Source organism: Nocardia sp. NPDC059154 (genome assembly GCF_042755705.1).
GTDB lineage: Bacteria > Actinomycetota > Actinomycetes > Mycobacteriales > Mycobacteriaceae > Nocardia.
Window position 1 is genome coordinate 123497 of record NZ_JBHZCS010000001.1, and the last position, 20372, is coordinate 143868.

The window sequence follows — 20372 nt, forward strand, 5'->3', positions numbered from 1 at the left end:
CACAAGTCGTCCTGGTGACTTGCCGGTCCTGGTGACCCGGTAATACCGAACCCGAAGGCCCCCACCGAGTTCCGACTCGGCGGGGGCCTTCGGCGCGTTGTGCGGGTGTGTCAGCCGAATCGGAACCGCGGTCCCGGTCGAATTCATGCCAACCGGCGCGGTCAGCTAGCCCGTCGCAAGATGCAGGTCTGGTATCGACTCGTGCTGGAGCCCTCGCAGCCGTCCAGCACGCATGCGAACAACACCGCCTTGCGGGCGCGAACTCCATAGCTTTCTCGGCGTCATCGAGATCGAGGGCTCATGCACAGCCGGACTCGAGGGCGTACGGATGCACCTTGCCGTCGAATCCGTGCAGGTACAGCACCCATGGACTGCCGTCGCAGGTCTTCTCCGATGCTTCGATGGAATAGGGCAGCGGCCAGCGCCGGGCGACGGGATGCGGTGCGCCGTATTTGTTGATCAAATCACGGTATTTCTGGCTTCCTTCCGGCGCGTCCAGCCGGTCATATCCGGTGTGCTCGAGGTGTGGCGGCGGGGTGAGCATCCAGTTCCACGATCCGTACTGTGCCTGGTAGATGAGCTCCGCCAGCCCCGCGGCGGCGAGCAGGACAATTGCGAAGGCCAGTGTGGCAATTCCTATGGCTGCCTTCCGCATTTCAGTCTCCCGGATAGTTGAGCTGGATCATGTGGTATTTGAGCGGGAAGGACTCCGGACTTCCCAGTTGTAGCGACCACGGAACCTGAACGTTGTCGTGGGTGTGGTAGTCGACGACGTCGGCCAGAACAGTCTGACCGTTCGGCATCGTCACCTGCTTCTGTCCCACATAGATAGCGGAGTGATTGATCTCGCCCGCGTGGGCGCCAGAGCTCAGTTCGTACTGCACGATATCGCCGGGCTTCAAACCCGCATGGCTCAGCGCCAGCGGATCGATGTCGGTCGTGGTCGCGTCGATCTTCCCGGTCTTGACCTCGGTTCCGCTCGGGGTGCCCGCCTTCGGGTCGGACCGCAGCAGATAGTCATGCAGTTTCGGTGCGCTGGTCCACGTCCATGACTCGTCATCGGGAAGGTCGTCGTGGTGGTTGTAGTACCAGCGCCCCGATTCGTCGTAGTGCATGAACGGAACGCCGCCGTCGCCCTCATCCTGGAAGCCCGCCGCGCGCAGGCATTGGGAAACGAAATTGGTGCAGTCCTGGCTCGGATAATCGTCGTAGGCAGGATTGTGATTCAGCGCAAACTGGTTCGCGTAGGCGACCGCGGCGGCGCGGGCCGGCGACAACTCGCCGATTTCCGCCGCCACCATCGCCGACAACACTTCGGGAGGAACCAGGTCGGCGAAGGCGTCCGTAATGCTTTTCACCGCATCGTTATCCGCGGTGACGGCTGCCGCCAGGCGCGCCTTCATGAACTGGGTCTCGCGATCGCAGTCGACTTCCAGGGCTGCCAGCGCCGTGACGTATTGGGAAACGTGACCGGAAAAGGTCACCAGCAGCGCACCCTTCGCCGCGCTGGAGATGGTGCAGGTGGCATCGTCGGCCACACTGAGTCCCTTGGATTCGGCGGTCTGTTTGCCTGACTGCACCAATGACTTCGCGGTGGCGAGGTTCAGGCTGGCGATCTCCGCGGCGTCGCGGCCTTTCTCCAACGCGGTCACGATTTTTCGCGCCGAATCGCTGTCCTGCGTCACACGATCCCGCATGGCGTCACCGCCGATACCAGCGAATGCATCGGACGAGTTGCCCACCGCGCTGCTCTGCGCATCCAGCTTCGTCTCGAGCTCGGTGGCTTGCCGATCCCACTCCTTGGCTTGGGACGCTAGCATTTCCGGGTGCCAGCTCAACACCTGCGAAACGGTCAACTGGCCGCTCATAGGTCCTTGTCCGTCACCGCGCCGAACGGCCGCGCATTCTCCGTATCCTGATTCGTATAGGCGGCGAGCGCACTCGAGATCGTGGCACCGGTCTCGCGAAAAGCGGCACCTGTCGTCTGGATCGCAATGCCCACGGCCTGCGCGGCAGCATGGGATATACCAGCGGTTTGCGTGCCGGCGAGCCCCCCGGTGAGCCCCTCGACTACGCCGCCGGCTCCGAGCGTATGGAGGTCCTGCCCGAAAGTGTGCAGACTGTCGGCGAGTGAACGACAAGCCTGCTCGTCGATACGCACGGTCTCGCCCGGACCGAAAACCACTGACTCCCCCCATCATTCGATCGGGATGCGATCGACATGGCAAACCACCTAGCTCATTATCATCGATCACACATCCTAAGCGAGTGATCTTGATGTAAGGAAGCGATGACCGGCGTCGACCCCCTCACCCGCACTATTGAGCGGCTGCAATCGTCTCTGACGCGGTCCGCCTCGGCGTCCACAGCCAACAACGAGGTGACCGTCCATGTCGGACCGGACGGCAGCTTGCGCACGATCCAACTCTCCGACCTCGGGCATCGATTGAGCCCGGCCCAGCTCGCTGACACCGTAATCCGACTCCATGCCCTCGCCCTCGCACAAGCTCGCGCGGCCATCACCGACGCCGTCGCGCAACTCGACAGCGATCCCCGCGTCACCGCGCAACGCAGACACCTAACGGAGGCCCTCAATCGACCGGTCGCGGTGCAGGCCGCACAGCCACAGCGACGACCGACCTTTCCCCGCGTCGAAATTCCCGACGAGATCGAAGAAGAGCCATACGACGTACGACAGATCTTCGTCAAAGACTGATCGACCCAAAAGAGAAGGATTTGGGATGCGTTGGGCGGTGGCAGTTCCCGCGTTGCTGTTCGCGCTGTTCACGAGTGGGTGCGGGCTGATAGGCGGGGCCGCGCGGGAGTCGCGGAAGGTGGATTGCGGTGACCACCGCCGTCTACCGCATGTTCGGCCTGTGCCGCGTCTGCCTGCGCGAGATGGCCCACCGCGGCGAACTCCGGGGCGTGCACAAGTCGTCCTGGTGAACCGAAGCTCCTCGTGAGCTGAACTCGTCGACGGAGAACATTTCGATTACCTCGGCCGCACCTATCGACTGCGGGTCATCACCGGTGCCGAGTCCAGCGCCCAGCTGACCGACGATTGGCTGGAACTGGTGACGGTACCGGGGGACAAGCCTGCGGCCGGGCGACTCATCGACTGGTACGCCGCCCGCGGCGAGGAGCTGATCGACGACGCCATGCCCATGCTGGCTCGCGCCGCCGGACTGCCCACGCCTACAACCATGGTTCGTGACCTCGGCGCCAAGTGGGGCCTGCGCGGACGCGACGGTCGTATCTCGATTCACTGGGCCACTTTTCAGCTGCGCATGGATCTCATCGAACTGGTGCTCGCGCACGAACTCACTCATTTGCGGGTCAGCACGCATTCCGAAGAATTCTGGCGTGAACTCGGGAGGCTCGTCCCGGATTTCGTGCTGCGGGAGCGGCGATTGGCGGCGCTCGGCGCGGCGGTATGGCTGGGAGCATTGCGCCACATGCGGCTTTGACTTGGATCGCGCGCATCGCGACTCAAGTCGCCTCGTGAGCTGACTGCTTCAAACCCGAAGGCCGCCAGCGGTATCCGTCTCAGTGGGAGCCTGCGGTGTCGTTAGAGACGACATCGTGATCCGACCGGGATCGCCGACGTGCGGCAATACGCTATGCATCTCTACGAACTCCATCACGCAATAGACCAGATGGTCTTGATGACCAAGCTGTTGATCGAGGTCGATGACGAAGCGCTTGCCGAAGCTGGGCGTCTGCTGGGCACCGCGACCGAGCAGGGCACCGTGAACGCCGCTCTCCTCGCAATCGCAGTACGGGCCAGGTGTGCGTGCTCTCGCGGAGTTGGTCGGGATGGGCGAGCGGGGCGACTCCGACGGCAAGCCGACCCGCGTGGGCTACCGCACCGATGAGAACGGCAAGCGGGTCCGCATCTCCCGTCGCAACGGGAAGGACATCTGAGATGACTTCTACTGAGAACAAGGTGCAGCCGCGCCTGAAGACCCGCTACCGCGAGGAAATCAAGCCGGCCCTGAACAACGAGTTCAACTACGCCAACGTGATGCAGATCCCGGGCGTGGTGAAGGTCGTCGTCAACATGGGTGTCGGCGACGCCGCCCGTGACGCCAAGCTGATCAACGGTGCGGTCGCCGACCTCACCCTGATCACCGGCCAGAAGCCCGAGATCCGCAAGGCGACCAAGTCCATCGCGCAGTTCAAGCTGCGTGAGGGCATGCCGATCGGTGCGAAGGTCACCCTGCGCGGCGACCGGATGTGGGAGTTCCTGGACCGTCTGATCTCGATCGCGCTGCCGCGTATCCGCGACTTCCGCGGTCTGTCGCCGAAGCAGTTCGACGGCAACGGCAACTACACCTTCGGTCTCTCCGAGCAGTCCATGTTCCACGAGATCGACGTCGACAAGATCGACCGTCCGCGTGGTATGGACATCACCGTGGTGACCACCGCCACCAACAACGAAGAAGGCCGGGCCCTGCTCAAGCACCTCGGCTTCCCGTTCAAGGAGAACTGATCCATGGCTAAGAAGGCTCTGATCAACAAGGCCAACGCCAAGCCGAAGTTCGCGGTGCGCGCCTACACCCGCTGCCAGCGCTGCGGGCGCCCGCACGCCGTCTACCGCAAGTTCGGCCTGTGCCGCGTGTGCCTGCGTGAGATGGCCCACCGCGGCGAACTCCCGGGCGTCCACAAGTCGTCCTGGTGACTTGCCGGTCCTGGTGACCCGGTAATACCGAACCCGAAGGCCCCCACCGAGTTCCGACTCGGCGGGGGCCTTCGGCGTTCTTCGCGCCAACGTTGCTTGGGCAACGCTTCCGGCTCCATCGCCACCTACACCGGTACGACGGTCAGCAGCGGTTCCAATCCTTTGAAATCGTCGGCATTGCGGGTGAACAGAGGCAGGTCATTCGCCGAGGCGATGGCCGCGATCATCAAATCCATTTTGCGGGGTTTTGGGCTACGGCCCCCAATCCCTCGATCCGTAAGGCGTGGCACGAGCCCCTGACTGCGGGAGTCATCGCCGTCTGCGATGTCGTCGAACTCGAATTGCTCTTCAGTGCAACCTCATTGGCCGACCGTCTGCGCAAGAAGGAACTACTGGCCGAACTGTTCGGCTGGGTGGTCGTACCGGACGAAGCCTGGCCTCGCGCCCATCGCATCCAGCAATCTCTCACCGAGCGCGGCCACCATCGCAGCGCAGGCGTCGCCGACCTCCTGGTCGCCGTGACCGCCGCAGCCCACAACCTGACCATCCTCCACTGCGACCGTGATTTCGAAACCGTCGCCGAGGTGACCGGTCAGCCCACCCAATGGATCTCGGCACCCGGCTCAATCTCCTGACCCCCGCGATTCTCGCTACGGTGTCGGTCCCCTGCAGCCGCCGGTGGTTCGAATGAGGGCGAAACCTGACCGTCCCCTCCAAAGTGCGGCCAGAGCATCGCCGGGAACCAATCTTTCCAATGCGGCGATTGCTCCAGCAAGATCATGGGCTGTCCCAACCTGGTGGTAGCCTCGGGCGCTCTACCCCCAATCCGGGGGAGTCGAGTCTCTCACCGGTGCAAAGGGTTCACAGATGCAGTTGGGCGATGAGACCGAGGTCGAGATGCCGACGCTGGCTGCGTTCGTGAAGCAACTGCGGCTGCGGCGTGGGTGGACGCAGCGGGAGTTCGCGCAGCACGCGCACCTCGGCCTCGGCACCGTGCAGAAGCTCGAGCAGGGCGACAAGGTCAGTGTCGGAGATCGGGCGCTGTCCGCCCTCGCCGACGCGGTCTGCGACGACGAACACGAGCGAGAGCACCTGCGGGCGCTGGGCGGGCGGCCCGGGTTCACCCTCGGTGAGGCCGCTTCGGCCCAGGACGTGGCGACGCTGCTCGACCAGCTCACCTCGATTCCGGCGGCCTGGGTGGTGAATTGGGGCGTCGCCGCCGCGAACGATCGCTATCGCCGGCTGATGCCGGGGCTGGCCGAGGCAAGATCCATGCCGCACTGGCTGTTCGGCGATCCGCGCGCCAAATTGGTGCTGCCCGGTTGGCAATTCGAGGCCACGGTCGTCGTGGGCCTGCTGCGCCACTACTCCGCCGTCGCCCCTGAAGCCGGTATCACCGCCGAGATCATCCGGGAACTCCTGGCGAGCCATGGCGACTTTCGCCGGCTCTGGGCGTCGGGCGCCGTTTATGTCCGGCGGCCCGAGAACACCCGTCGGATCTGGTCGCCGGCCACCGGGACCATGACTGTGGTACGGGAATCGGTGATTCCGGCCGCCTCGGGCTGGCTGGCCATCGGCTTCCCGGCCGGCGACGGAGACTGATCAGGCGGGCAGGCCGTCCAGGAATTCGCTGATCTCGGGATTCACCAGCTCGGGATGGGTGAGGTTGCAGATATGGGTGACCGTGTCGGCAGAAATCGTCCGCATCCGTGTCGGACCACCCAATGCTGTTGCGAGACTCTGCAGGTGCCCATGGTTGAAGGCCTGGTCGCCGATGCCACGGAGCAGCAGCGCGGGCACCGTGATCTCCGGGAGCAACTCCGTGATGGCCTCGCGATCGATGAGGCAGCGCGCGGCCTGCGCGAGCCGCCCGCGGTCACTCGCCCGCCACTTCTCCACCCACGGCCGCTGATGCCGATCCCGGTCGCCCCCGATCATCACCGCGGCCATCGGCAGCGCGATGTCGTCGATCGGCACCGCGCCCCCGACCCAGCTCTTGACGATGACCCGCTCGTAGCCCTCCCGTTCCTGCTCGGTGTAGGCGGCCGCGGTGGTGCCGATCAGTACCAGCCCGCGCGTGCGCGCCGGCTGCAGCAGCGCCATCCGCAACGCGGTGAATCCACCCTGCGAGAGTCCGCCGAGGACAAGGCGATCCAGGCCGAGCGCATCCACGACCTTCCACGCATCCCAGGCGAGATCCCAATAGGTGAACGGATTCCCGGCATCCTCGGTCGCGCCGTGCCCGCGCGCATCCACCGCGATCACCCGATACCGGTCGGCCAGCGCGTCCAGCTGCGGCCGCCACATCTCGGCGTCCATGAAGAACCCGTGCCCCAGCAGCAGCGCCGGCCCGTCGGTCTCGGTGTCCAGATAGTGGACCTTGGTTCCGTCGTCGGTGGTCACGTAGGGCACCGGCCCAACTCCCTTGCCATTTCATCGAATTCGCATGCTGAATCGTCAGATTAACCGCACTCCACCCGGCCGGGCAGGATGGAGCGGCGTTCGGCGATTGGTGGTCGTCGCCGCAGAACGCTACGGTGGCGATTCGTCGTGATCGACGGTTTGAATCGGGGGAGGATTCCGAATGCGTTGGGTGGTAGCCGTTTCGGCGCTGCTGTTGGCATTGTTCACGAGCGGGTGCGGTCTGATCGGCGGTTCCGCGAGCGCCGTCCAGCAGGGCGATTGCATGAAGAAGGCCGGCGACGACGGTTTCGACAAGGTCTCCTGCTCTTCGTCGGACGCCGGATTCGTCGTGCTCGACCGAGCCGGCACCGGCAAGACCCACGACCGCTGCGTGGACGTCGCGGGCACCGAATACGTCTACACCGACAAGGGAAGCGGCTCCATCTGCGTGGGCATCAAGGGCGCCGACCCGGCACACGCCGCGAACGCGGCCCAGAAGGGCGACTGCCTCACCGACACCGGCGGCAGCACCGTGCAGAAGGTGGACTGCGGCGACCGCACGGCCGTCTACCGCGTCCTGGCCCGCCCCGACGGGTCCGAGTTCATGACCGACATGGCCTGCAAGAACGTCCCCGGCACCCAGACCACCTACAGCTACCTGCTGAAGGCCAAGAAGGGTATCGGAGCATTCGGCACCGGCATCGTCTTCTGCCTGATCGCAAAGGATTCCGACGCGACCCGCACCGTCGACAACGCCAAGGAAGGCGACTGCCTGCGGAAGTCGGGCGCCAACGATGTCGAACTGACCCCCTGCGCCGGCCCCGACGCCGAATACAAACTCCTGGCCTCGCTCCTCGACAAGACCATGTGCGACCACATCAAGGGCTCCATCGCCACCTACTCCTACGAACGCCCCGGAGACATCCCCCGGGCCCTCTGCCTCGGCGCAGCCCACTGATCTGCGGCGTCGGGTACGGGCGTCGGCGGGTGTGACGGGGGCCTCGATTTGGCCGCTGATCAGCCCTTGTCTACACTAGACCGGTTGCTCGGGCACACCTGTGTCCGCACGCGCCTCGCGTGTGCGGCTTTTTGCTCCGGGCGCAAGCGTTTTCTCCAGTCGGGCGTTCCCGGCTGGACCGCCCCGAATTGTCGTAGGCCCACGACCGCCGATCTCAGACGGTGCTGAATGGGAACCGCGGCAGGAAGGTACCGGTCAAACACATGACCATGACTGATCCGATCGCAGACTTTCTGACCCGTCTGCGCAACGCCAACTCGGCGTACCACGATCAGGTGAAGGCTCCGCACTCGAAGCTCAAGGCGAACATCGCCGAGATCCTCAAGCGCGAGGGCTACATCGCCGACTTCCGCACCGAAGATGCGACCGTCGGCAAGACCCTGATCGTCGACCTGAAGTACGGCCCGAGCCGTGAGCGTTCCCTGCAGGGTGTGCGCCGCGTGTCGAAGCCGGGCCTCCGGGTCTACGCGAAGTCCACCAACCTGCCCAAGGTGCTCGGCGGCCTGGGCGTGGCGATCATCTCCACGTCCTCGGGTCTGCTCACTGACCGTCAGGCCAAGCAGCAGGGCGTGGGCGGCGAAGTCCTCGCCTACGTCTGGTAAGGGAGGTAGGAACAATGTCGCGTATCGGTAAGAAGCCGATCCCGGTTCCCGCCGGCGTCGAGGTGACGATCGACGGCCAGAGCATCACGGTGAAGGGTTCCAAGGGCACCCTCTCGCACGTGGTCGCCGAGCCGATCACCGTCGCCAAGGCCGAGTCCGGTGAGCTGGAGGTGGTTCGTCCCAACGACGAGCGCCAGAACCGCTCCCTGCACGGTCTGACCCGCACCCTGATCAGCAACATGATCGTGGGTGTGACGCAGGGCTACGAGAAGAAGATGGAAATCTTCGGCGTCGGTTACCGCGTGCAGGCCAAGGGCTCGAACCTCGAGTTCGCCCTGGGCTACAGCCACCCGGTTCCGGTCGACGCGCCCGAGGGCATCACCTTCGCGGTGGAGTCCCCGACCAAGTTCTCGGTGTCCGGCATCGACAAGCAGAAGGTCGGCCAGATCGCCGCGGTGATCCACGGCCTGCGTAAGCCCGATCCGTACAAGGGCAAGGGCATCCGCTACGCCGGCGAGGTCGTTCGCCGCAAGGTCGGAAAGACGGGTAAGTAAGCCATGGCACAAACCGAAAAGCAGAAGGCCGCTCGCAAGCCGATCGGCAAGGACGCCTCGACCGCGCGCCGCCTGTCCAAGACGCGTCGTCACTTCCGTCTGCGCAAGAAGGTCGTCGGCACCACCGCGCGTCCGCGCCTGGTGGTCAACCGCTCCTCGCGCCACATCCACGCCCAGCTGATCGACGACTCCGCCGGCAAGACCATTGCCGCCGCGTCGACCATCGAGGCCGATGTGCGTGCTCTCGAGGGTGACAAGTCCGCCAAGGGCGCCAAGGTCGGCGAGCTGATCGCCGCCCGCGCCAAGGCTGCCGGTGTCGAGGCGGTCGTGTTCGACCGTGGTGGTCACGACTACCACGGCCGTATCGCGGCTCTCGCTGACGCCGCCCGTGAAGGTGGGCTGAAGTTCTGATGATCAACACTGCGAACGGAAGGAACGTCTGATGCCGGGACGTCAGCGGCGCGACGGCGGAAACGGTCCCGCCGGACAGAATGGTGGCAGCGACAACCGCGATCAGCGCGGTGGCGGTCGCGACCGCCGCGGCGGTAGCGACCGTCGCGACAGTGCCGCCGAGAAGAACCAGCTCGAGCGCGTCGTCGCGATCAACCGCGTCTCCAAGGTCGTGAAGGGTGGTCGTCGCTTCAGCTTCACCGCCCTCGTGATCGTCGGTGACGGCAACGGTCTCGTCGGCGTCGGCTACGGCAAGGCCAAGGAAGTTCCCGCGGCCATCCAGAAGGGTGTCGAAGAGGCTCGCAAGAACTTCTTCCGCGTTCCGATGATCGGCTCCACCGTCACCCACCCGGTTCAGGGTGAGGCGGCTGCCGGTGTCGTCATGCTGCGTCCGGCTTCGCCCGGTACCGGTGTGATCGCCGGTGGCGCGTGCCGTGCCGTGCTCGAATGTGCCGGTATCCATGATGTTCTGGCCAAGTCGCTCGGTAGCGACAACGCCATCAACGTTGTGCATGCCACCGTTGCTGCCCTCAAGATGCTGCAGCGTCCCGAAGAGGTTGCCGCGCGCCGCGGTCTGCCGATCGAGGACGTGGCTCCGGCGGGCATGCTGCGTGCGCGTGCGGGACAGGGAGCCTGATATGGCACAGCTGAAAGTCACCCAGATCAAGTCCAGCATCGGCGCCAAGGCGAACCAGCGGGAGTCGCTGCGCACCCTCGGGCTGCGCGGTATCCGCCAGACCGTGGTGCGCGAGGACAACTCGCAGAACCGCGGCCTGATCAACGTCGTGCGCCACCTCGTTGTTGTTGAGGAGGTTTCCGCATGACCATCAAGTTGCACCACCTTCGTCCTGCCCCCGGTGCCAAGACCGAGAAGACCCGTGTGGGTCGCGGTGAGGGCTCGAAGGGCAAGACCGCGGGCCGCGGTACCAAGGGTACGAAGGCTCGCAAGAATGTCCCGGTCCGCTTCGAGGGCGGTCAGATGCCGATTCACATGCGTCTGCCCAAGCTCAAGGGCTTCACCAACCCGTTCCGCACCGAGTACCAGGTCGTGAACGTCGGTGACATCGCCCGCGTGTTCCCCGAGGGCGGCACCATCGGCAAGGCCGAGCTGGTCGCCAACGGCCTCGTTCGCAAGAACGAGCTCGTGAAGGTGCTCGGCGAGGGCGAAATCGCTGTGGCCGTTCAGGTCTCGGCCGACAAGTTCTCCGGCGCCGCCAAGGAGAAGATCACTGCGGCGGGTGGCACTGCCACCGAGCTGGCCTGACGGTAACCTGAAATAGCAATGGCACCGGGCGAGTCGCGAGCTCGCCCGGTGCCGCTGTTAGAGTTCAAGTGTTGTCTGCCAACACCGTCATGGTTCTCGGCGTTTTTCGGCTAAACCAGCCCATCGCTGAATCCGTGGCCTGACCCATGTCGTTAGCCAGGAGGATCTGTGCTTTCCGCCTTCGTGTCGGCTTTCCGGACCCCGGACTTACGGCGGAAGATTCTCTTCACGCTGGGACTGATCGCGCTCTACCGGCTCGGTGCGTCGCTGCCCTCGCCGGGCGTCAGTTACAAGAACGTTCAGGAATGCATCAACCTGGTCAACGGCGGCAATGACGCCGGTATCTACCAGCTGATCAACCTCTTCTCCGGCGGCGCGTTGCTGCAGCTGTCCGTGTTCGCGATCGGCATCATGCCGTACATCACGGCGAGCATCATCATCCAGCTGTTGACCGTCGTCATCCCGCGGTTCGAGGAACTGCGCAAAGAAGGCCAGTCGGGTCAGAACAAGATGACCCAGTACACGCGGTATCTGTCGATCGCGTTGGCCGTGCTGCAGTCGACCGGTCTGGTCGCGCTCGCCTCCCGCGGTCAGCTGCTGCGTGGCTGCCAGAAGGACATCCTGGACGACACCTCGATCTTCGGCATGATCATCATCGTGCTGGTCATGACCGCGGGCGCGGCCCTGGTCATGTGGTTCGGCGAGCAGATCACCGAGCGCGGCATCGGTAACGGCATGTCGCTGTTGATCTTTGCGGGTATCGCGGCGCGAGTTCCGTCGCAGGGCAAGCAGATCTACGACAGCCGTGGCCTGCTCACCACCATTCTGGTCGGTTTCGCCGCATTCGTGGTCATCGTCGGCGTCATCTTCGTCGAGCAGGGCCAGCGCCGGATTCCGGTGCAGTACGCCAAGCGCGTGGTCGGCCGGAAGATGTACGGCGGGTCCTCGACCTATCTGCCGTTGAAGGTGAACCAGGCGGGTGTCATCCCGGTCATCTTCGCCTCCTCGCTGCTGTATCTGCCGAACCTGTTGGCGCAGTTGACCCAGAAGAGTTCCGGTAACCCTGCCAAGTGGCAGGAGCTGATCCAGAAGTACCTGGTCAACCCGAGTAACCCGGTCTATGTGGCGATCTACTTCGCCCTGATCGTGTTCTTCACCTACTTCTATGTCGCGATCACCTTCAATCCGGAGGAGCGCGCGGACGAGATGAAGAAGTTCGGCGGCTTCATCCCCGGCTACCGCCCGGGCAGGCCGACCGCCGATTACCTGAACTTCGTCCTGAGCCGGATCACCCTGCCCGGCTCGCTCTACCTCGGCGCTGTTGCTGTGCTACCGAACCTGCTGCTGGGCATCGGCTCCGCAGGTGGCGGCGTGTCCAGCCTGCCGTTCGGTGGTACCTCCGTGCTGATCATTGTGAGCGTCGGCCTCGATACCGTGAAACAGATCGAGAGCCAGTTGATGAACCGAAACTACGAAGGGTTCCTGAAGTGAGACTCGTACTGCTCGGACCGCCCGGTGCCGGTAAAGGCACCCAGGCCGAACTGTTGTCGGAAAAGCTCGGTGTTCCGCACATCTCCACCGGGAACCTCTTCCGCACGAATATCGCGGAGCAGACTCCGCTGGGCCGCGAGGCGCAGCAGTACCTGGACGCCGGCAACCTGGTCCCGTCGGACGTGACCAACCGCATGGTCGAGGCGCGCATCGCCGAGCCGGACGCCGTCAACGGCTTCATCCTGGACGGCTACCCGCGCACCGTGGATCAGGCCGAGGCGCTGGAGAAGATGCTCAAGGAGGCCGGCAAGGAGCTCGACGCCGTCATCTCCTTCGTGGTCGACGAGGACGTGGTGGTCGAGCGCATGCTGGCCCGCGGCCGCGGCGACGACACCGAAGAGGTCATCCGCAACCGCATGCGCGTCTACCGCGAGGAGACCGAGCCGCTGCTGGAGCACTACGACGGGCAGGTCGTCTCGGTCGAGGGTATCGGCGACGTCGCCGAGGTCAACGAGCGGGCGCTGAAGGCCCTGGGTCGCTGAATGGTCTTCGGACGCAAGAGCAAGCGGGTGGTGCCCTTCCGCACCGCCGGTGAACTGGACGCCATGGCGGCGGCCGGCGCTATCGTCGGCCGCGCGCTGGTGGCGGTGCGAGCCGCCGCCGCGCCCGGTGTCTCCACCTGGGAGCTGGACGAGGTGGCCGAGCAGGTCATCCGTGAGGCCGGGGCGATCCCGTCCTTCAAGGGCTACCACGGTTTCCCGGGTTCCATCTGCTCGTCGGTGAACGACCGAGTGGTGCACGGCATCCCGTCCAAGGACGAGGTTCTCGCCGAGGGCGACCTGGTGTCCATCGACTGCGGCGCCATCCTCGAGGGCTGGCACGGCGATTCGGCGTGGACCTTCGGCGTCGGCACGATCATTGAGGCGGACCGCCTGCTCAGCGAGGCGACCCGGCTGTCCATGGAGGCCGGCATCGCCGCCATGCTCCCGGGCAACCGGCTCTCGGACGTCTCGCACGCCATCGAGCAGGGCACCTACGCCGCCGAGAAGCTGCACGACCGCAAGTACGGCATCGTCTCCGGTTACGGCGGCCACGCCATCGGTCGCGAAATGCACATGGACCCGTTCCTGCCCAACGAGGGCGCACCCGGCAAGGGCCCCGAACTCCGCGTCGGCTCCGTCCTCGCCATCGAGCCCATGCTCACCCTCGGCACCACGGAAACCCATGAGCTGGACGACAACTGGACCGTCGTCACCGACGACGGCACCCGAGCCGCCCACTGGGAGCACACGGTCGCGGTCACCGAAAACGGCCCGCGCATCCTGACCCTGCGCCCGGAGTAGGCTCCGCACAGCGCTTTTCCCGCACCCGCTTCAGCCCGGCTGAGGCGGGTGCGGTCGTTTCCGGCCCGCTCTGTCAGCCGGTATCCCCCGATGGTTCCCTCGAGATGACCGATTCGCGAAGTCTGCCAATGGTTTCCGCAATCGATCTGACCGAAGCGGATCTGCCGCAGGTGGTTTCCGCCTCCGGCCCATGCGAGTTCGTGATACCTGGTATGAGGGATTCTCGCTGTTCGCATGCCCGCACCGCTCGTAGCGTCGACCGTATGAGCAACACGGACAACCGAGAACTCATCCGGGCCGTCTTCGAGCAGCTGGCCCTGGGCAACGGTCGCGCCCTGACCGACGCGATGGCCGACGATTGCCGCTGGACCTTTCCCGGATCGTGGTCCTGGTCGGGCACCTGGGGGCCGAAAACCGCTGTGGTGCAGGGTCTCCTGCGTCCCCTCATGGGCCAGTTCGCCGACGCCTACCGCATGGAGGCGGATCTGATCCTGGCCGACGGCGACCGAGTGGTGGTCCAGGCCCGCGGCTACGCCACCACCCTCGCCGGCGAGCCCTACCACCAGACCTACTGCTTGCTGTTCACCATGGCGGACGGCCTGATCACCGAGGTGGTGGAGCACTGCGACACGGCCCTGGTGGAGCGGGTCCTGAAGCTGCTCACGCCCACGTCCTGACCCGCCGGGCGTGGCGGCGCGGACCCGGGGCGGGTTCTGGTTCGATGGAGTGATGGCCGACAGGGTTGTTCTCATCACCGGGACCTCCAGCGGGATCGGGCTGGCGGTCGCCGCCGCGGCGGTGCGGGCGGGATACAAGACCGTGGCGACACTGCGCAATCTGGACAAGGCCGGCCCGGTCCGGGACACCGGGTCCGACGTGCGCCGCCTGGATGTCACCGACCCCGCCTCCATCGCCGAGTGCCTGGCGGGCGTGGTCGCCGACTACGGCCGGCTGGACGCCCTGATCAACAATGCGGGCATCTCGGTTCTGGGCACCCTGGAGCACCTGCCGATGGCGGACATCCGCCGGGCCATGGAAGTCAACTACTTCGGAGTGGTGGAGGTGACCAAGGCTGCCATGCCGCATCTGCGCGCGTCGAAGGGCCGCGTGGTGACGGTGACGAGCGTCGGCGGCGCGGTCGGCCAGCCATTCAACGAGGCGTACTGCGCCGCGAAATTCGCGGTCGAGGGGTTCATGCAGAGCCTGGAGCCGGTCGCCGCCACGGTCGGCGTCGGGGTGAGTGTCATCGAACCCGGCGCGGTGACAACGGAATTCGTCAACAATGCGCGAGTCGACATCCCCGCCGCGGTCGACGCCGCCGGTCCCTACGCCCCCGCGCTCGAGGCCTACATCAACCGCACCCGCGGCGCCTACAGCACTGCCCAAACCGCCGACCAGGTCGCCGAGGTGGTCCTGTCCGCCCTCACCGCCTACCCGGTCGTCTTCCGCTGGCAGACTTCGGACTTCGCCCGAGCCTTCGTCGCCGACAGCCTCTCGGACCTCGACGGTTCCATCGTCGCGGGCCTGACTTCGAAGTGGGTCCGCTGACAGCGAGGTTCAGAACAGTCGAATATGCCTGACCCCCAACAGGATCCGCCGTAGCTCGGTGCGGAGTCTGCAGTCGGTGTTCGGGGTCAGGGTAAGGCCCGAGGCGGCGGCGATGTGGTCGGCGACCTCACGCAGCGAGAGCTCGTCGGTGTGGATGTGTTCGGTGAATTCCGGTCGCGCCAGGGCATTCAAGCAATGATCCACCCGGTCGATGGCGAAGCTCTCGTGCCGCAGCCCGCCCAGCGCCCGTTCCCGCAGCCGCCGCACCACCGTCTCCGGACGCGCCATGAGCGCGAAATGCCGTACGTCGTGACCCTTTTCGCGCAACCGCCCGACTGTTTCCGCGAAGTAGACCGGCTCGACCACCGTCATCGGCGCGATCACCGGCCCGCCGTGCTTGCTCAACACCAGATCGAGTGTCTCGAAGACGCCCTGCCGCCAGGCCGGTAGATCCTGGAAGTCGGGTCGAAACTCCTTGGGGATAACCCGATGCAGCCCGAATCCGACCTCCTCGGGATCGCACACCACACTCCCGGGCAACCGCCGATGCAACTCGAACGCGGTGTGCGTCTTCCCTCCGCCGAAGGGCCCATTGATCCACAGCAGCATGCCCGCCACCCTAGCCGCAGGCGTTGTTGTCCCTGGTCAGCTTTCGAGCAGGATGGTGACGGGGCCGTCGTTGACGAGCTCGACATGCATATGCGCCCCGAACCGTCCGGTGGCGACCGTCGCCCCGAGTGCGCGCAGGGCGGCGGCGAACGTGTCCACCAGCGGTTCCGCGACCGGCCCGGGGGCGGCGGCGTTCCACGAGGGGCGACGGCCCTTGGTGGTATCGGCGTAGAGGGTGAACTGACTGATCACCAGGATGGGCGCGGACAGATCGGCGGCGGAGCGCTCCCCGTCCAGAATCCGTAGTCGGAACAGTTTGTCGGCCAGCGTTTTCGCGGTGCTCTCGGTATCGGAGTGGGTAACCCCGACCAGCGCCACCAATCCCTGGGGCGCGCCGTGCGCGGCGGGATCGATCCGCCCGACGACCGCGCCGTCCACGCTCACCTGCGCCGATGTCACCCGCTGCACCAGTACCCGCATGACTGTCGATCTTCTCAGACTGCCCGTTCGCGCCCGCGGGGCTATCCTCGAGCAGCCACACATGCCCCGAATTTCCTTGTGCGCCATCGGGAGTTCACGACAGTAGGCTGTGCTGGCACGGATAGCGGAAAACTGGGCGGAGCGACAGTAGTTACCGATGGCAGACGATAACAAAGACAAGACAGCCTGGCCGGGACTCAGGAGTCAGGCCGATACCGGGGCCCTGAAATACGATCCGGGTTCCGCCGAGCAGGGCGCGCAGTACGTCGCCGGCATGATCGATCTGTTCCTTTATCTGAAGCAGCAAGCGGGCGGGGCGGGTCTCGAGTCGCTCGAGAAGATTGGCACGCTGACCTCGGGCGGTCTGATGACCAACGCGTTCAATGCCGCCGGTAAGACGCTGTTCGACGTCCTCGACACGCACGTGGCCATCCTCACCGACATGGGTAAGACCTTCGAGGCGGCCGGCCGTGCCTATCTGTCTGCCGACCATGCTTCGGCCGACAATTTCCGGTACCAGAACACGCCGATGCCGACGACGGCCCGCGACCTGGGACTGAAGCCGCCGGGCAAGAAGAGCGCCGACGATGTCGATGACGACACCGACCTCCCCGACGATCTGAACAAGTTCAAGAAGGATACGGGGAAGGCCAAGCAGGGGGTCGACGTCAGCATCGAGCACAAGGAGTGGCTCGGCTGGAAGGACCTCTACGACCTCGGTCAGGCCATGAAGCCCGGTCCCTACGCCAGCGCCGGGGATATGTGGAAGTGGGTCGGGGATCAGATCGAGCGCCACGCCAGCGACTTCCACAACAACATCGTGGGGCTCAGCGGGTCGTGGTCGAGTCCCAACGACACCGGCGGCGTGCAAGCCGCTCAGAACGCGGTGAAGACATATGTCACCGATCTCGGCGCTATTGCCGACGTGGTCAAAACCACCGGCGAACTGCTGAACTACACGGCGAACTGGATGAAATGCACGGCGGAGTGCATGCCGCAGACGCCGAAAGAGCCCCCGCACTGCCGGAGTCAGATGGGTGACTACCGCGACGAGTGGCAGCAGACCTACCACGATCCCTTGCAGGACACCGCGGCGACGCTGCCGGTGATCTGCTCCCCGACGATGCTGCCACCGCAGAAGCCCAGCGATGACAAGGGCGGTAAGGACAACGGCGGTAAGGACAACGGCGGCAAAGACAACGGCGGCAAAGACAACGGCGGCAAAGACAACGGCGGCAAAGACAACACCGGCGGAGACAACGGCGGCAAAGACAACACTGGCGGTGCCAACACTGGCGGTGCCAATGCTGGTGGTGCCAACACCGGCGGTGCCAATACCGGTGGTGCCAACACCGGCAGCCAGTACAAGCCCCCGAACATTCCGCCTCTGCAGAACACGCCCGACCCGCATGCCGCCAACCCGGCCGGGTCGAATCCGAACGGCACCAACCCCAGCGGGCAGAATCCCAACGGCGCCAACCCATCCGGCACGAATCCGAATTCCGGTGTCCCCGGCACGTCCGTGCCGCAGGCGTCCAACACCTCGAGCGGCGGCAGTTCCGGGCAGGACGGGCTGTCGTCGATCGCCGGCATGCTGAGCTCGCTGGCGAGTGCGGGCTCGACCGGCCTGCAGGGTCTGTCGTCCCTGGGCACCACGCTGCAGCAGCTGCAATCCGCGCTCGGCACCGGTGATATCGCCAAACTGGCGGAGGCGCTGGGGGTTCCGCAGGACACGGTGACCAATGCGCTCACCGCGCTCGAGGGGTCGCCGGACAAGCTGAACGAGCTGAAGCAATTGCTCGGTCTGCCGACGGACACCGCGCAGCCCGCCGCCGCGCTGCCGGGCGATACCACGCCCGCCGGTGGCGCGGCGATCGCCCCCGCCTCCGGGCAAGTGGTGGCGACGCCGTCGATTCCGGGTGGCGTGCCGCCGTTGACACCGGGTGGCGTGCTGCCCTTGGCGCCGGGCGCGTTGCCGTTCGCGCCAGAGGAGCCATCGTTCACCAACCTGTTCAGCCGTGCGGGCTTGGATGGTGAACTCGCCCAACCCGTTCTGGGTGTGGCGGCCGCACCCGCCGCGGCGGTGATGACCGAGGGCGTGACCGCCGGGGCCGAACCCGCGCCGGTGGACTTCGTCGATTCGCTGGCACACACCCTCGAGGCGCATGCGCCGGTGATCGAGTCGTGAAATGGGAGTTCACCGACCTCGAATTCAAGGTGTTGTGCAACCGCTTCGGTGACGGCCGGATGCCCTCGCCCTTGGTCTACACCAGTCGCACCATGCTCGCCAACGACTACGAGCACGAACTCGCGGTGACTCGCGCGAAGCTCGATGCCGAGCTCGGCCAGGACTTCGGTGTGGGGTTCGAGGCGATCGTACGTCCGGAGGTGTGGGTCGGCGTACACGCCTGGGTGGACGACGATTTTGACAATCCGGCCCGCCGCATGCGGTTGCACGCCGCACGGCGCGGTCGACGGGCCTTCGTGATCAAGCAGGAGCCCGGGGAAACGCTCGAACACAGCGGGAATATCACAATGCTCGAGTGCGAACCGGAGCTCATGCCCGCGGTGCTCATTGCGCAACTGCCGCATCGCGAGGCGGGCTGGCGGCCCGCGGTCTCGATCGTGAAGGAGGCGTCCGAGCCGGATCCGTACGCCAGCCCGCAGTCCGGAGCCTTCGACACCTTCGAGGAAACCCTCGAATCGCGCAGTCTCGCATTCCTTTCCGCGCCGGCCGAGTTGACCGGAGCCGTCCGCGTGGTGCAGGGCCGATCGAAATACGGCCCGCGCGGGATGACGTTGTCGACCCTGCTGTGGCGGGATCTGCCGGACGACGGTCGCTACCTGATCGACCTGGATCCCGAGACCCCCATCGCCGTCGGCGTCGATGGGCAACGGTTCGCCGAGTATCTCGGCGGCTGCATCGATCGCATACTGCAGCAGATGGAATGGCGGGGCGAGGACGAGCTGTGATCGAGGGGGAGGGCGCGGTAGCCGCGGCTCGTGCCCTCGCGCTCGAATCGGCACTGTCCGTTAACATTCCGGCCACGGTCTGGTTGCCCTGGGCTGCCAAGGTCGACATCATGAGCGGCAGTCGGTTGGAGTCCTACCATGATTTGCTGATCACGGCGTCGCAGCGCACTGGCGACGTCCGCGATGGCATCAACGGCGTGGTGAACAACTTCGGCGCTCAGGCGGACGCGCTCGGCACGCCGTGGGGCAATGATTCGCTCGGCAACCAGTTCGCGAATGGCGACCAGGGCTACCTGGCCAGCAAGAAGAACATTCTCGAGGGCGCGACCAATATGGCCGGGACCTTCGCGAATTTTTCGAAGTCGCAGAAGGATTCGGCCGACAAGCTGGAGGCGACCGAAGAGGCCAACCGCGAGGGCTTCCAGCAGGCCGCGCAATGAGCAACGAACGCCAGAAGGCCGAGCTGGCCGAGATCCTCGACGGCTTCGGCGAGCAGATGCGCCTCATCACCCAACTGCAGCGTGAGCGCGCGGCGCTGACCGCCTCGGTCACGGTCCGCAAGCGGGTGACGGTCACGGTGAACGCCGACGGCACCGTGATCGAGACCAAATTCTCCTCTGACATAGAGGATCTCGACTACCCGGAGATCGCCCGCGCGGTCACCGACGCCGCCCAGCAGGCGGCCGCCGAGGTGGCCCGCCGCGGCCGCGACATCATGGCGCCGGTCTCGCAGAACCGCAAGCGTCTGCCCACCCTCGCCGACCTGGTGCCCGGCATGCCCGATCTGAGCAAGGAACTCGCGATTCCGGAGCCGCCGGTGGTGTCGACCGCGCCGCCGAAGTCCGCGGAGCGCCTGGGCGGCTACCAGGATTCGAACGCGAATAGCGATGCGGCGCAGCCGCGACGGGGCGGGGCCACCGATTCCGGATGGTGATACGACCGCGCCGGGCGAGGTA

Annotated in this window: 27 protein-coding genes and 3 pseudogenes; 24 read left to right on the forward strand and 6 right to left on the reverse strand. The window is 65.6% G+C overall.

The window, feature by feature from the left end; genetic code table 11:
* Nucleotides 1-298: 298 nt before the first annotated feature.
* The 3 genes from ACFXN1_RS00435 to ACFXN1_RS00445 are packed head-to-tail and all read right to left on the reverse strand — an operon-like array spanning nt 299 to nt 2161.
* Nucleotides 299-655, reverse strand: a complete 357-nt coding sequence (locus ACFXN1_RS00435) for a hypothetical protein (protein WP_379444180.1) — start codon at nt 653-655, stop codon at nt 299-301.
* 1 nt (nt 656) lies between these two features.
* Nucleotides 657-1868: an amidase domain-containing protein gene (locus tag ACFXN1_RS00440; RefSeq protein ID WP_379444179.1), complete on the reverse strand. Its 1212-nt coding sequence runs from the start codon at nt 1866-1868 to the stop codon at nt 657-659.
* Entirely contained in the window at nt 1865-2161 is a 297-nt protein-coding gene (locus ACFXN1_RS00445) for a hypothetical protein (RefSeq protein WP_379444177.1), read from the reverse strand. The genes ACFXN1_RS00440 and ACFXN1_RS00445 overlap by 4 nt, the downstream gene beginning before the upstream one ends.
* A gap of 129 nt (nt 2162-2290) precedes the next feature.
* Between ACFXN1_RS00445 and ACFXN1_RS00450 the strand changes: the two genes are divergently transcribed.
* The 8 genes and pseudogenes from ACFXN1_RS00450 (at nt 2291) to ACFXN1_RS00485 (ending at nt 6283) form a co-directional block, all read left to right on the forward strand.
* Nucleotides 2291-2716: a hypothetical protein gene (locus tag ACFXN1_RS00450; RefSeq protein ID WP_379444176.1), complete on the forward strand. Its 426-nt coding sequence runs from the start codon at nt 2291-2293 to the stop codon at nt 2714-2716.
* Between the two features lie 137 nt (nt 2717-2853).
* Nucleotides 2854-2946 (forward strand): annotated as a pseudogene (gene rpsN, locus ACFXN1_RS00455) (30S ribosomal protein S14); the annotation flags it as partial.
* A 32-nt stretch (nt 2947-2978) separates the two neighbouring features.
* Nucleotides 2979-3467 (forward strand): annotated as a pseudogene (locus tag ACFXN1_RS00460) (YgjP-like metallopeptidase domain-containing protein); the annotation flags it as partial.
* A gap of 364 nt (nt 3468-3831) precedes the next feature.
* A pseudogene (locus ACFXN1_RS00465) lies at nt 3832-3924 on the forward strand (50S ribosomal protein L24); the annotation flags it as partial.
* Nucleotide 3925: 1 nt separating this feature from the next.
* Entirely contained in the window at nt 3926-4492 is a 567-nt protein-coding gene (gene rplE, locus ACFXN1_RS00470; RefSeq protein ID WP_354830525.1) for a 50S ribosomal protein L5, read from the forward strand.
* A 3-nt stretch (nt 4493-4495) separates the two neighbouring features.
* Nucleotides 4496-4681, forward strand: a complete 186-nt coding sequence (locus ACFXN1_RS00475; protein ID WP_029923637.1) for a type Z 30S ribosomal protein S14 — start codon at nt 4496-4498, stop codon at nt 4679-4681.
* A 92-nt stretch (nt 4682-4773) separates the two neighbouring features.
* Entirely contained in the window at nt 4774-5316 is a 543-nt protein-coding gene (locus ACFXN1_RS00480; RefSeq protein WP_379437326.1) for a PIN domain nuclease, read from the forward strand.
* A 232-nt stretch (nt 5317-5548) separates the two neighbouring features.
* Nucleotides 5549-6283, forward strand: a complete 735-nt coding sequence (locus tag ACFXN1_RS00485) for a helix-turn-helix transcriptional regulator (RefSeq protein WP_379437324.1) — start codon at nt 5549-5551, stop codon at nt 6281-6283.
* Here ACFXN1_RS00485 and ACFXN1_RS00490 read toward each other — a convergent pair whose 3' ends face one another.
* Nucleotides 6284-7093 carry an alpha/beta fold hydrolase gene (locus ACFXN1_RS00490; protein WP_379437323.1) on the reverse strand — a complete coding sequence of 270 codons (810 nt, stop codon included), beginning with the start codon at nt 7091-7093 and terminating at the stop codon, nt 6284-6286.
* Between the two features lie 172 nt (nt 7094-7265).
* On the opposite strand from ACFXN1_RS00490, the gene ACFXN1_RS00495 reads away from it, so the two are divergent.
* The 12 genes from ACFXN1_RS00495 to ACFXN1_RS00550 all read left to right on the forward strand — a co-directional run bounded on the left by ACFXN1_RS00495 (nt 7266) and on the right by ACFXN1_RS00550 (nt 15354).
* Nucleotides 7266-8042: a hypothetical protein gene (locus tag ACFXN1_RS00495; RefSeq protein ID WP_379437321.1), complete on the forward strand. Its 777-nt coding sequence runs from the start codon at nt 7266-7268 to the stop codon at nt 8040-8042.
* 263 nt (nt 8043-8305) lie between these two features.
* Entirely contained in the window at nt 8306-8704 is a 399-nt protein-coding gene (gene rpsH, locus ACFXN1_RS00500; protein WP_364605592.1) for a 30S ribosomal protein S8, read from the forward strand.
* 14 nt (nt 8705-8718) lie between these two features.
* On the forward strand, nt 8719-9258 hold the full coding sequence (gene rplF / locus ACFXN1_RS00505; protein WP_379437320.1) for a 50S ribosomal protein L6: 540 nt from the start codon (nt 8719-8721) through the stop codon (nt 9256-9258).
* Nucleotides 9259-9261: 3 nt separating this feature from the next.
* Nucleotides 9262-9669 carry a 50S ribosomal protein L18 gene (gene rplR / locus ACFXN1_RS00510; protein WP_040855278.1) on the forward strand — a complete coding sequence of 136 codons (408 nt, stop codon included), beginning with the start codon at nt 9262-9264 and terminating at the stop codon, nt 9667-9669.
* Nucleotides 9670-9700: 31 nt separating this feature from the next.
* Nucleotides 9701-10345: a 30S ribosomal protein S5 gene (gene rpsE / locus ACFXN1_RS00515; RefSeq protein WP_379394499.1), complete on the forward strand. Its 645-nt coding sequence runs from the start codon at nt 9701-9703 to the stop codon at nt 10343-10345.
* A 1-nt stretch (nt 10346) separates the two neighbouring features.
* Nucleotides 10347-10532, forward strand: coding sequence for a 50S ribosomal protein L30 (gene rpmD, locus ACFXN1_RS00520; protein ID WP_364605587.1), 186 nt, complete (start codon nt 10347-10349; stop codon nt 10530-10532).
* On the forward strand, nt 10529-10972 hold the full coding sequence (rplO, locus tag ACFXN1_RS00525; RefSeq protein WP_379394501.1) for a 50S ribosomal protein L15: 444 nt from the start codon (nt 10529-10531) through the stop codon (nt 10970-10972). Before rpmD ends, rplO begins: the two co-directional genes overlap by 4 nt.
* A gap of 168 nt (nt 10973-11140) precedes the next feature.
* The gene (gene secY / locus ACFXN1_RS00530) at nt 11141-12463 is read left to right on the forward strand and encodes a preprotein translocase subunit SecY (protein WP_379394503.1); all 1323 of its coding nucleotides are present in this window, start codon (nt 11141-11143) and stop codon (nt 12461-12463) included.
* Complete coding sequence (locus tag ACFXN1_RS00535) at nt 12460-13005, forward strand: adenylate kinase (protein WP_379437318.1); 546 nt, start codon at nt 12460-12462, stop codon at nt 13003-13005. Before secY ends, ACFXN1_RS00535 begins: the two co-directional genes overlap by 4 nt.
* On the forward strand, nt 13006-13806 hold the full coding sequence (gene map, locus ACFXN1_RS00540; protein ID WP_354830504.1) for a type I methionyl aminopeptidase: 801 nt from the start codon (nt 13006-13008) through the stop codon (nt 13804-13806). It begins immediately after the preceding gene.
* 263 nt (nt 13807-14069) lie between these two features.
* The gene (locus ACFXN1_RS00545) at nt 14070-14483 is read left to right on the forward strand and encodes a nuclear transport factor 2 family protein (protein WP_379394505.1); all 414 of its coding nucleotides are present in this window, start codon (nt 14070-14072) and stop codon (nt 14481-14483) included.
* Nucleotides 14484-14535: 52 nt separating this feature from the next.
* The gene (locus ACFXN1_RS00550; protein WP_379437317.1) at nt 14536-15354 is read left to right on the forward strand and encodes an SDR family NAD(P)-dependent oxidoreductase; all 819 of its coding nucleotides are present in this window, start codon (nt 14536-14538) and stop codon (nt 15352-15354) included.
* Between the two features lie 9 nt (nt 15355-15363).
* Here the strand turns inward: ACFXN1_RS00550 and ACFXN1_RS00555 are convergent, their stop codons facing one another.
* Both ACFXN1_RS00555 and dtd read right to left on the reverse strand, forming a co-directional pair.
* On the reverse strand, nt 15364-15963 hold the full coding sequence (locus tag ACFXN1_RS00555; protein WP_379437315.1) for an AAA family ATPase: 600 nt from the start codon (nt 15961-15963) through the stop codon (nt 15364-15366).
* Nucleotides 15964-15999: 36 nt separating this feature from the next.
* Nucleotides 16000-16443 carry a D-aminoacyl-tRNA deacylase gene (dtd, locus tag ACFXN1_RS00560; RefSeq protein ID WP_379437313.1) on the reverse strand — a complete coding sequence of 148 codons (444 nt, stop codon included), beginning with the start codon at nt 16441-16443 and terminating at the stop codon, nt 16000-16002.
* A 274-nt stretch (nt 16444-16717) separates the two neighbouring features.
* Here dtd and ACFXN1_RS00565 point away from each other — a divergent pair, with 274 nt between their 5' ends.
* The 4 genes from ACFXN1_RS00565 to ACFXN1_RS00580 are packed head-to-tail and all read left to right on the forward strand — an operon-like array spanning nt 16718 to nt 20350.
* Nucleotides 16718-18631, forward strand: coding sequence for a hypothetical protein (locus ACFXN1_RS00565; protein WP_379437312.1), 1914 nt, complete (start codon nt 16718-16720; stop codon nt 18629-18631).
* The gene (locus ACFXN1_RS00570) at nt 18628-19416 is read left to right on the forward strand and encodes an ESX secretion-associated protein EspG (protein WP_379437310.1); all 789 of its coding nucleotides are present in this window, start codon (nt 18628-18630) and stop codon (nt 19414-19416) included. The genes ACFXN1_RS00565 and ACFXN1_RS00570 overlap by 4 nt, the downstream gene beginning before the upstream one ends.
* Nucleotides 19413-19856 (forward strand): hypothetical protein, encoded by a 444-nt coding sequence (locus ACFXN1_RS00575; RefSeq protein WP_379394517.1) that lies wholly within the window; start codon nt 19413-19415, stop codon nt 19854-19856. The genes ACFXN1_RS00570 and ACFXN1_RS00575 overlap by 4 nt, the downstream gene beginning before the upstream one ends.
* Nucleotides 19853-20350, forward strand: a complete 498-nt coding sequence (locus ACFXN1_RS00580; protein WP_379437308.1) for a YbaB/EbfC family nucleoid-associated protein — start codon at nt 19853-19855, stop codon at nt 20348-20350. The genes ACFXN1_RS00575 and ACFXN1_RS00580 overlap by 4 nt, the downstream gene beginning before the upstream one ends.
* Nucleotides 20351-20372: the final 22 nt, after the last annotated feature.

Excerpts from the sequence above, each read along its gene's own strand:
- rplE (WP_354830525.1), top strand. The coding sequence starts at position 3,926 with ATGACTTCTACTGAGAACAAGGTGCAGCCGCGCCTGAAGACCCGCTAC.
- rplR (WP_040855278.1), top strand. The coding sequence starts at position 9,262 with ATGGCACAAACCGAAAAGCAGAAGGCCGCTCGCAAGCCGATCGGCAAG.
- rplO (WP_379394501.1), top strand. The coding sequence starts at position 10,529 with ATGACCATCAAGTTGCACCACCTTCGTCCTGCCCCCGGTGCCAAGACC.
- ACFXN1_RS00555 (WP_379437315.1), bottom strand. The coding sequence starts at position 15,963 with ATGCTGCTGTGGATCAATGGGCCCTTCGGCGGAGGGAAGACGCACACC.
- ACFXN1_RS00475 (WP_029923637.1), top strand. The coding sequence starts at position 4,496 with ATGGCTAAGAAGGCTCTGATCAACAAGGCCAACGCCAAGCCGAAGTTC.
- ACFXN1_RS00450 (WP_379444176.1), top strand. The coding sequence starts at position 2,291 with ATGACCGGCGTCGACCCCCTCACCCGCACTATTGAGCGGCTGCAATCG.
- ACFXN1_RS00435 (WP_379444180.1), bottom strand. The coding sequence starts at position 655 with ATGCGGAAGGCAGCCATAGGAATTGCCACACTGGCCTTCGCAATTGTC.
- rpsH (WP_364605592.1), top strand. The coding sequence starts at position 8,306 with ATGACCATGACTGATCCGATCGCAGACTTTCTGACCCGTCTGCGCAAC.
- ACFXN1_RS00495 (WP_379437321.1), top strand. The coding sequence starts at position 7,266 with ATGCGTTGGGTGGTAGCCGTTTCGGCGCTGCTGTTGGCATTGTTCACG.
- dtd (WP_379437313.1), bottom strand. The coding sequence starts at position 16,443 with ATGCGGGTACTGGTGCAGCGGGTGACATCGGCGCAGGTGAGCGTGGAC.
- ACFXN1_RS00440 (WP_379444179.1), bottom strand. The coding sequence starts at position 1,868 with ATGAGCGGCCAGTTGACCGTTTCGCAGGTGTTGAGCTGGCACCCGGAA.
- ACFXN1_RS00580 (WP_379437308.1), top strand. The coding sequence starts at position 19,853 with ATGAGCAACGAACGCCAGAAGGCCGAGCTGGCCGAGATCCTCGACGGC.
- ACFXN1_RS00485 (WP_379437324.1), top strand. The coding sequence starts at position 5,549 with ATGCAGTTGGGCGATGAGACCGAGGTCGAGATGCCGACGCTGGCTGCG.
- map (WP_354830504.1), top strand. The coding sequence starts at position 13,006 with ATGGTCTTCGGACGCAAGAGCAAGCGGGTGGTGCCCTTCCGCACCGCC.
- ACFXN1_RS00565 (WP_379437312.1), top strand. The coding sequence starts at position 16,718 with ATGATCGATCTGTTCCTTTATCTGAAGCAGCAAGCGGGCGGGGCGGGT.
- rpmD (WP_364605587.1), top strand. The coding sequence starts at position 10,347 with ATGGCACAGCTGAAAGTCACCCAGATCAAGTCCAGCATCGGCGCCAAG.
- rplF (WP_379437320.1), top strand. The coding sequence starts at position 8,719 with ATGTCGCGTATCGGTAAGAAGCCGATCCCGGTTCCCGCCGGCGTCGAG.
- ACFXN1_RS00550 (WP_379437317.1), top strand. The coding sequence starts at position 14,536 with ATGGCCGACAGGGTTGTTCTCATCACCGGGACCTCCAGCGGGATCGGG.
- rpsE (WP_379394499.1), top strand. The coding sequence starts at position 9,701 with ATGCCGGGACGTCAGCGGCGCGACGGCGGAAACGGTCCCGCCGGACAG.
- ACFXN1_RS00545 (WP_379394505.1), top strand. The coding sequence starts at position 14,070 with ATGAGCAACACGGACAACCGAGAACTCATCCGGGCCGTCTTCGAGCAG.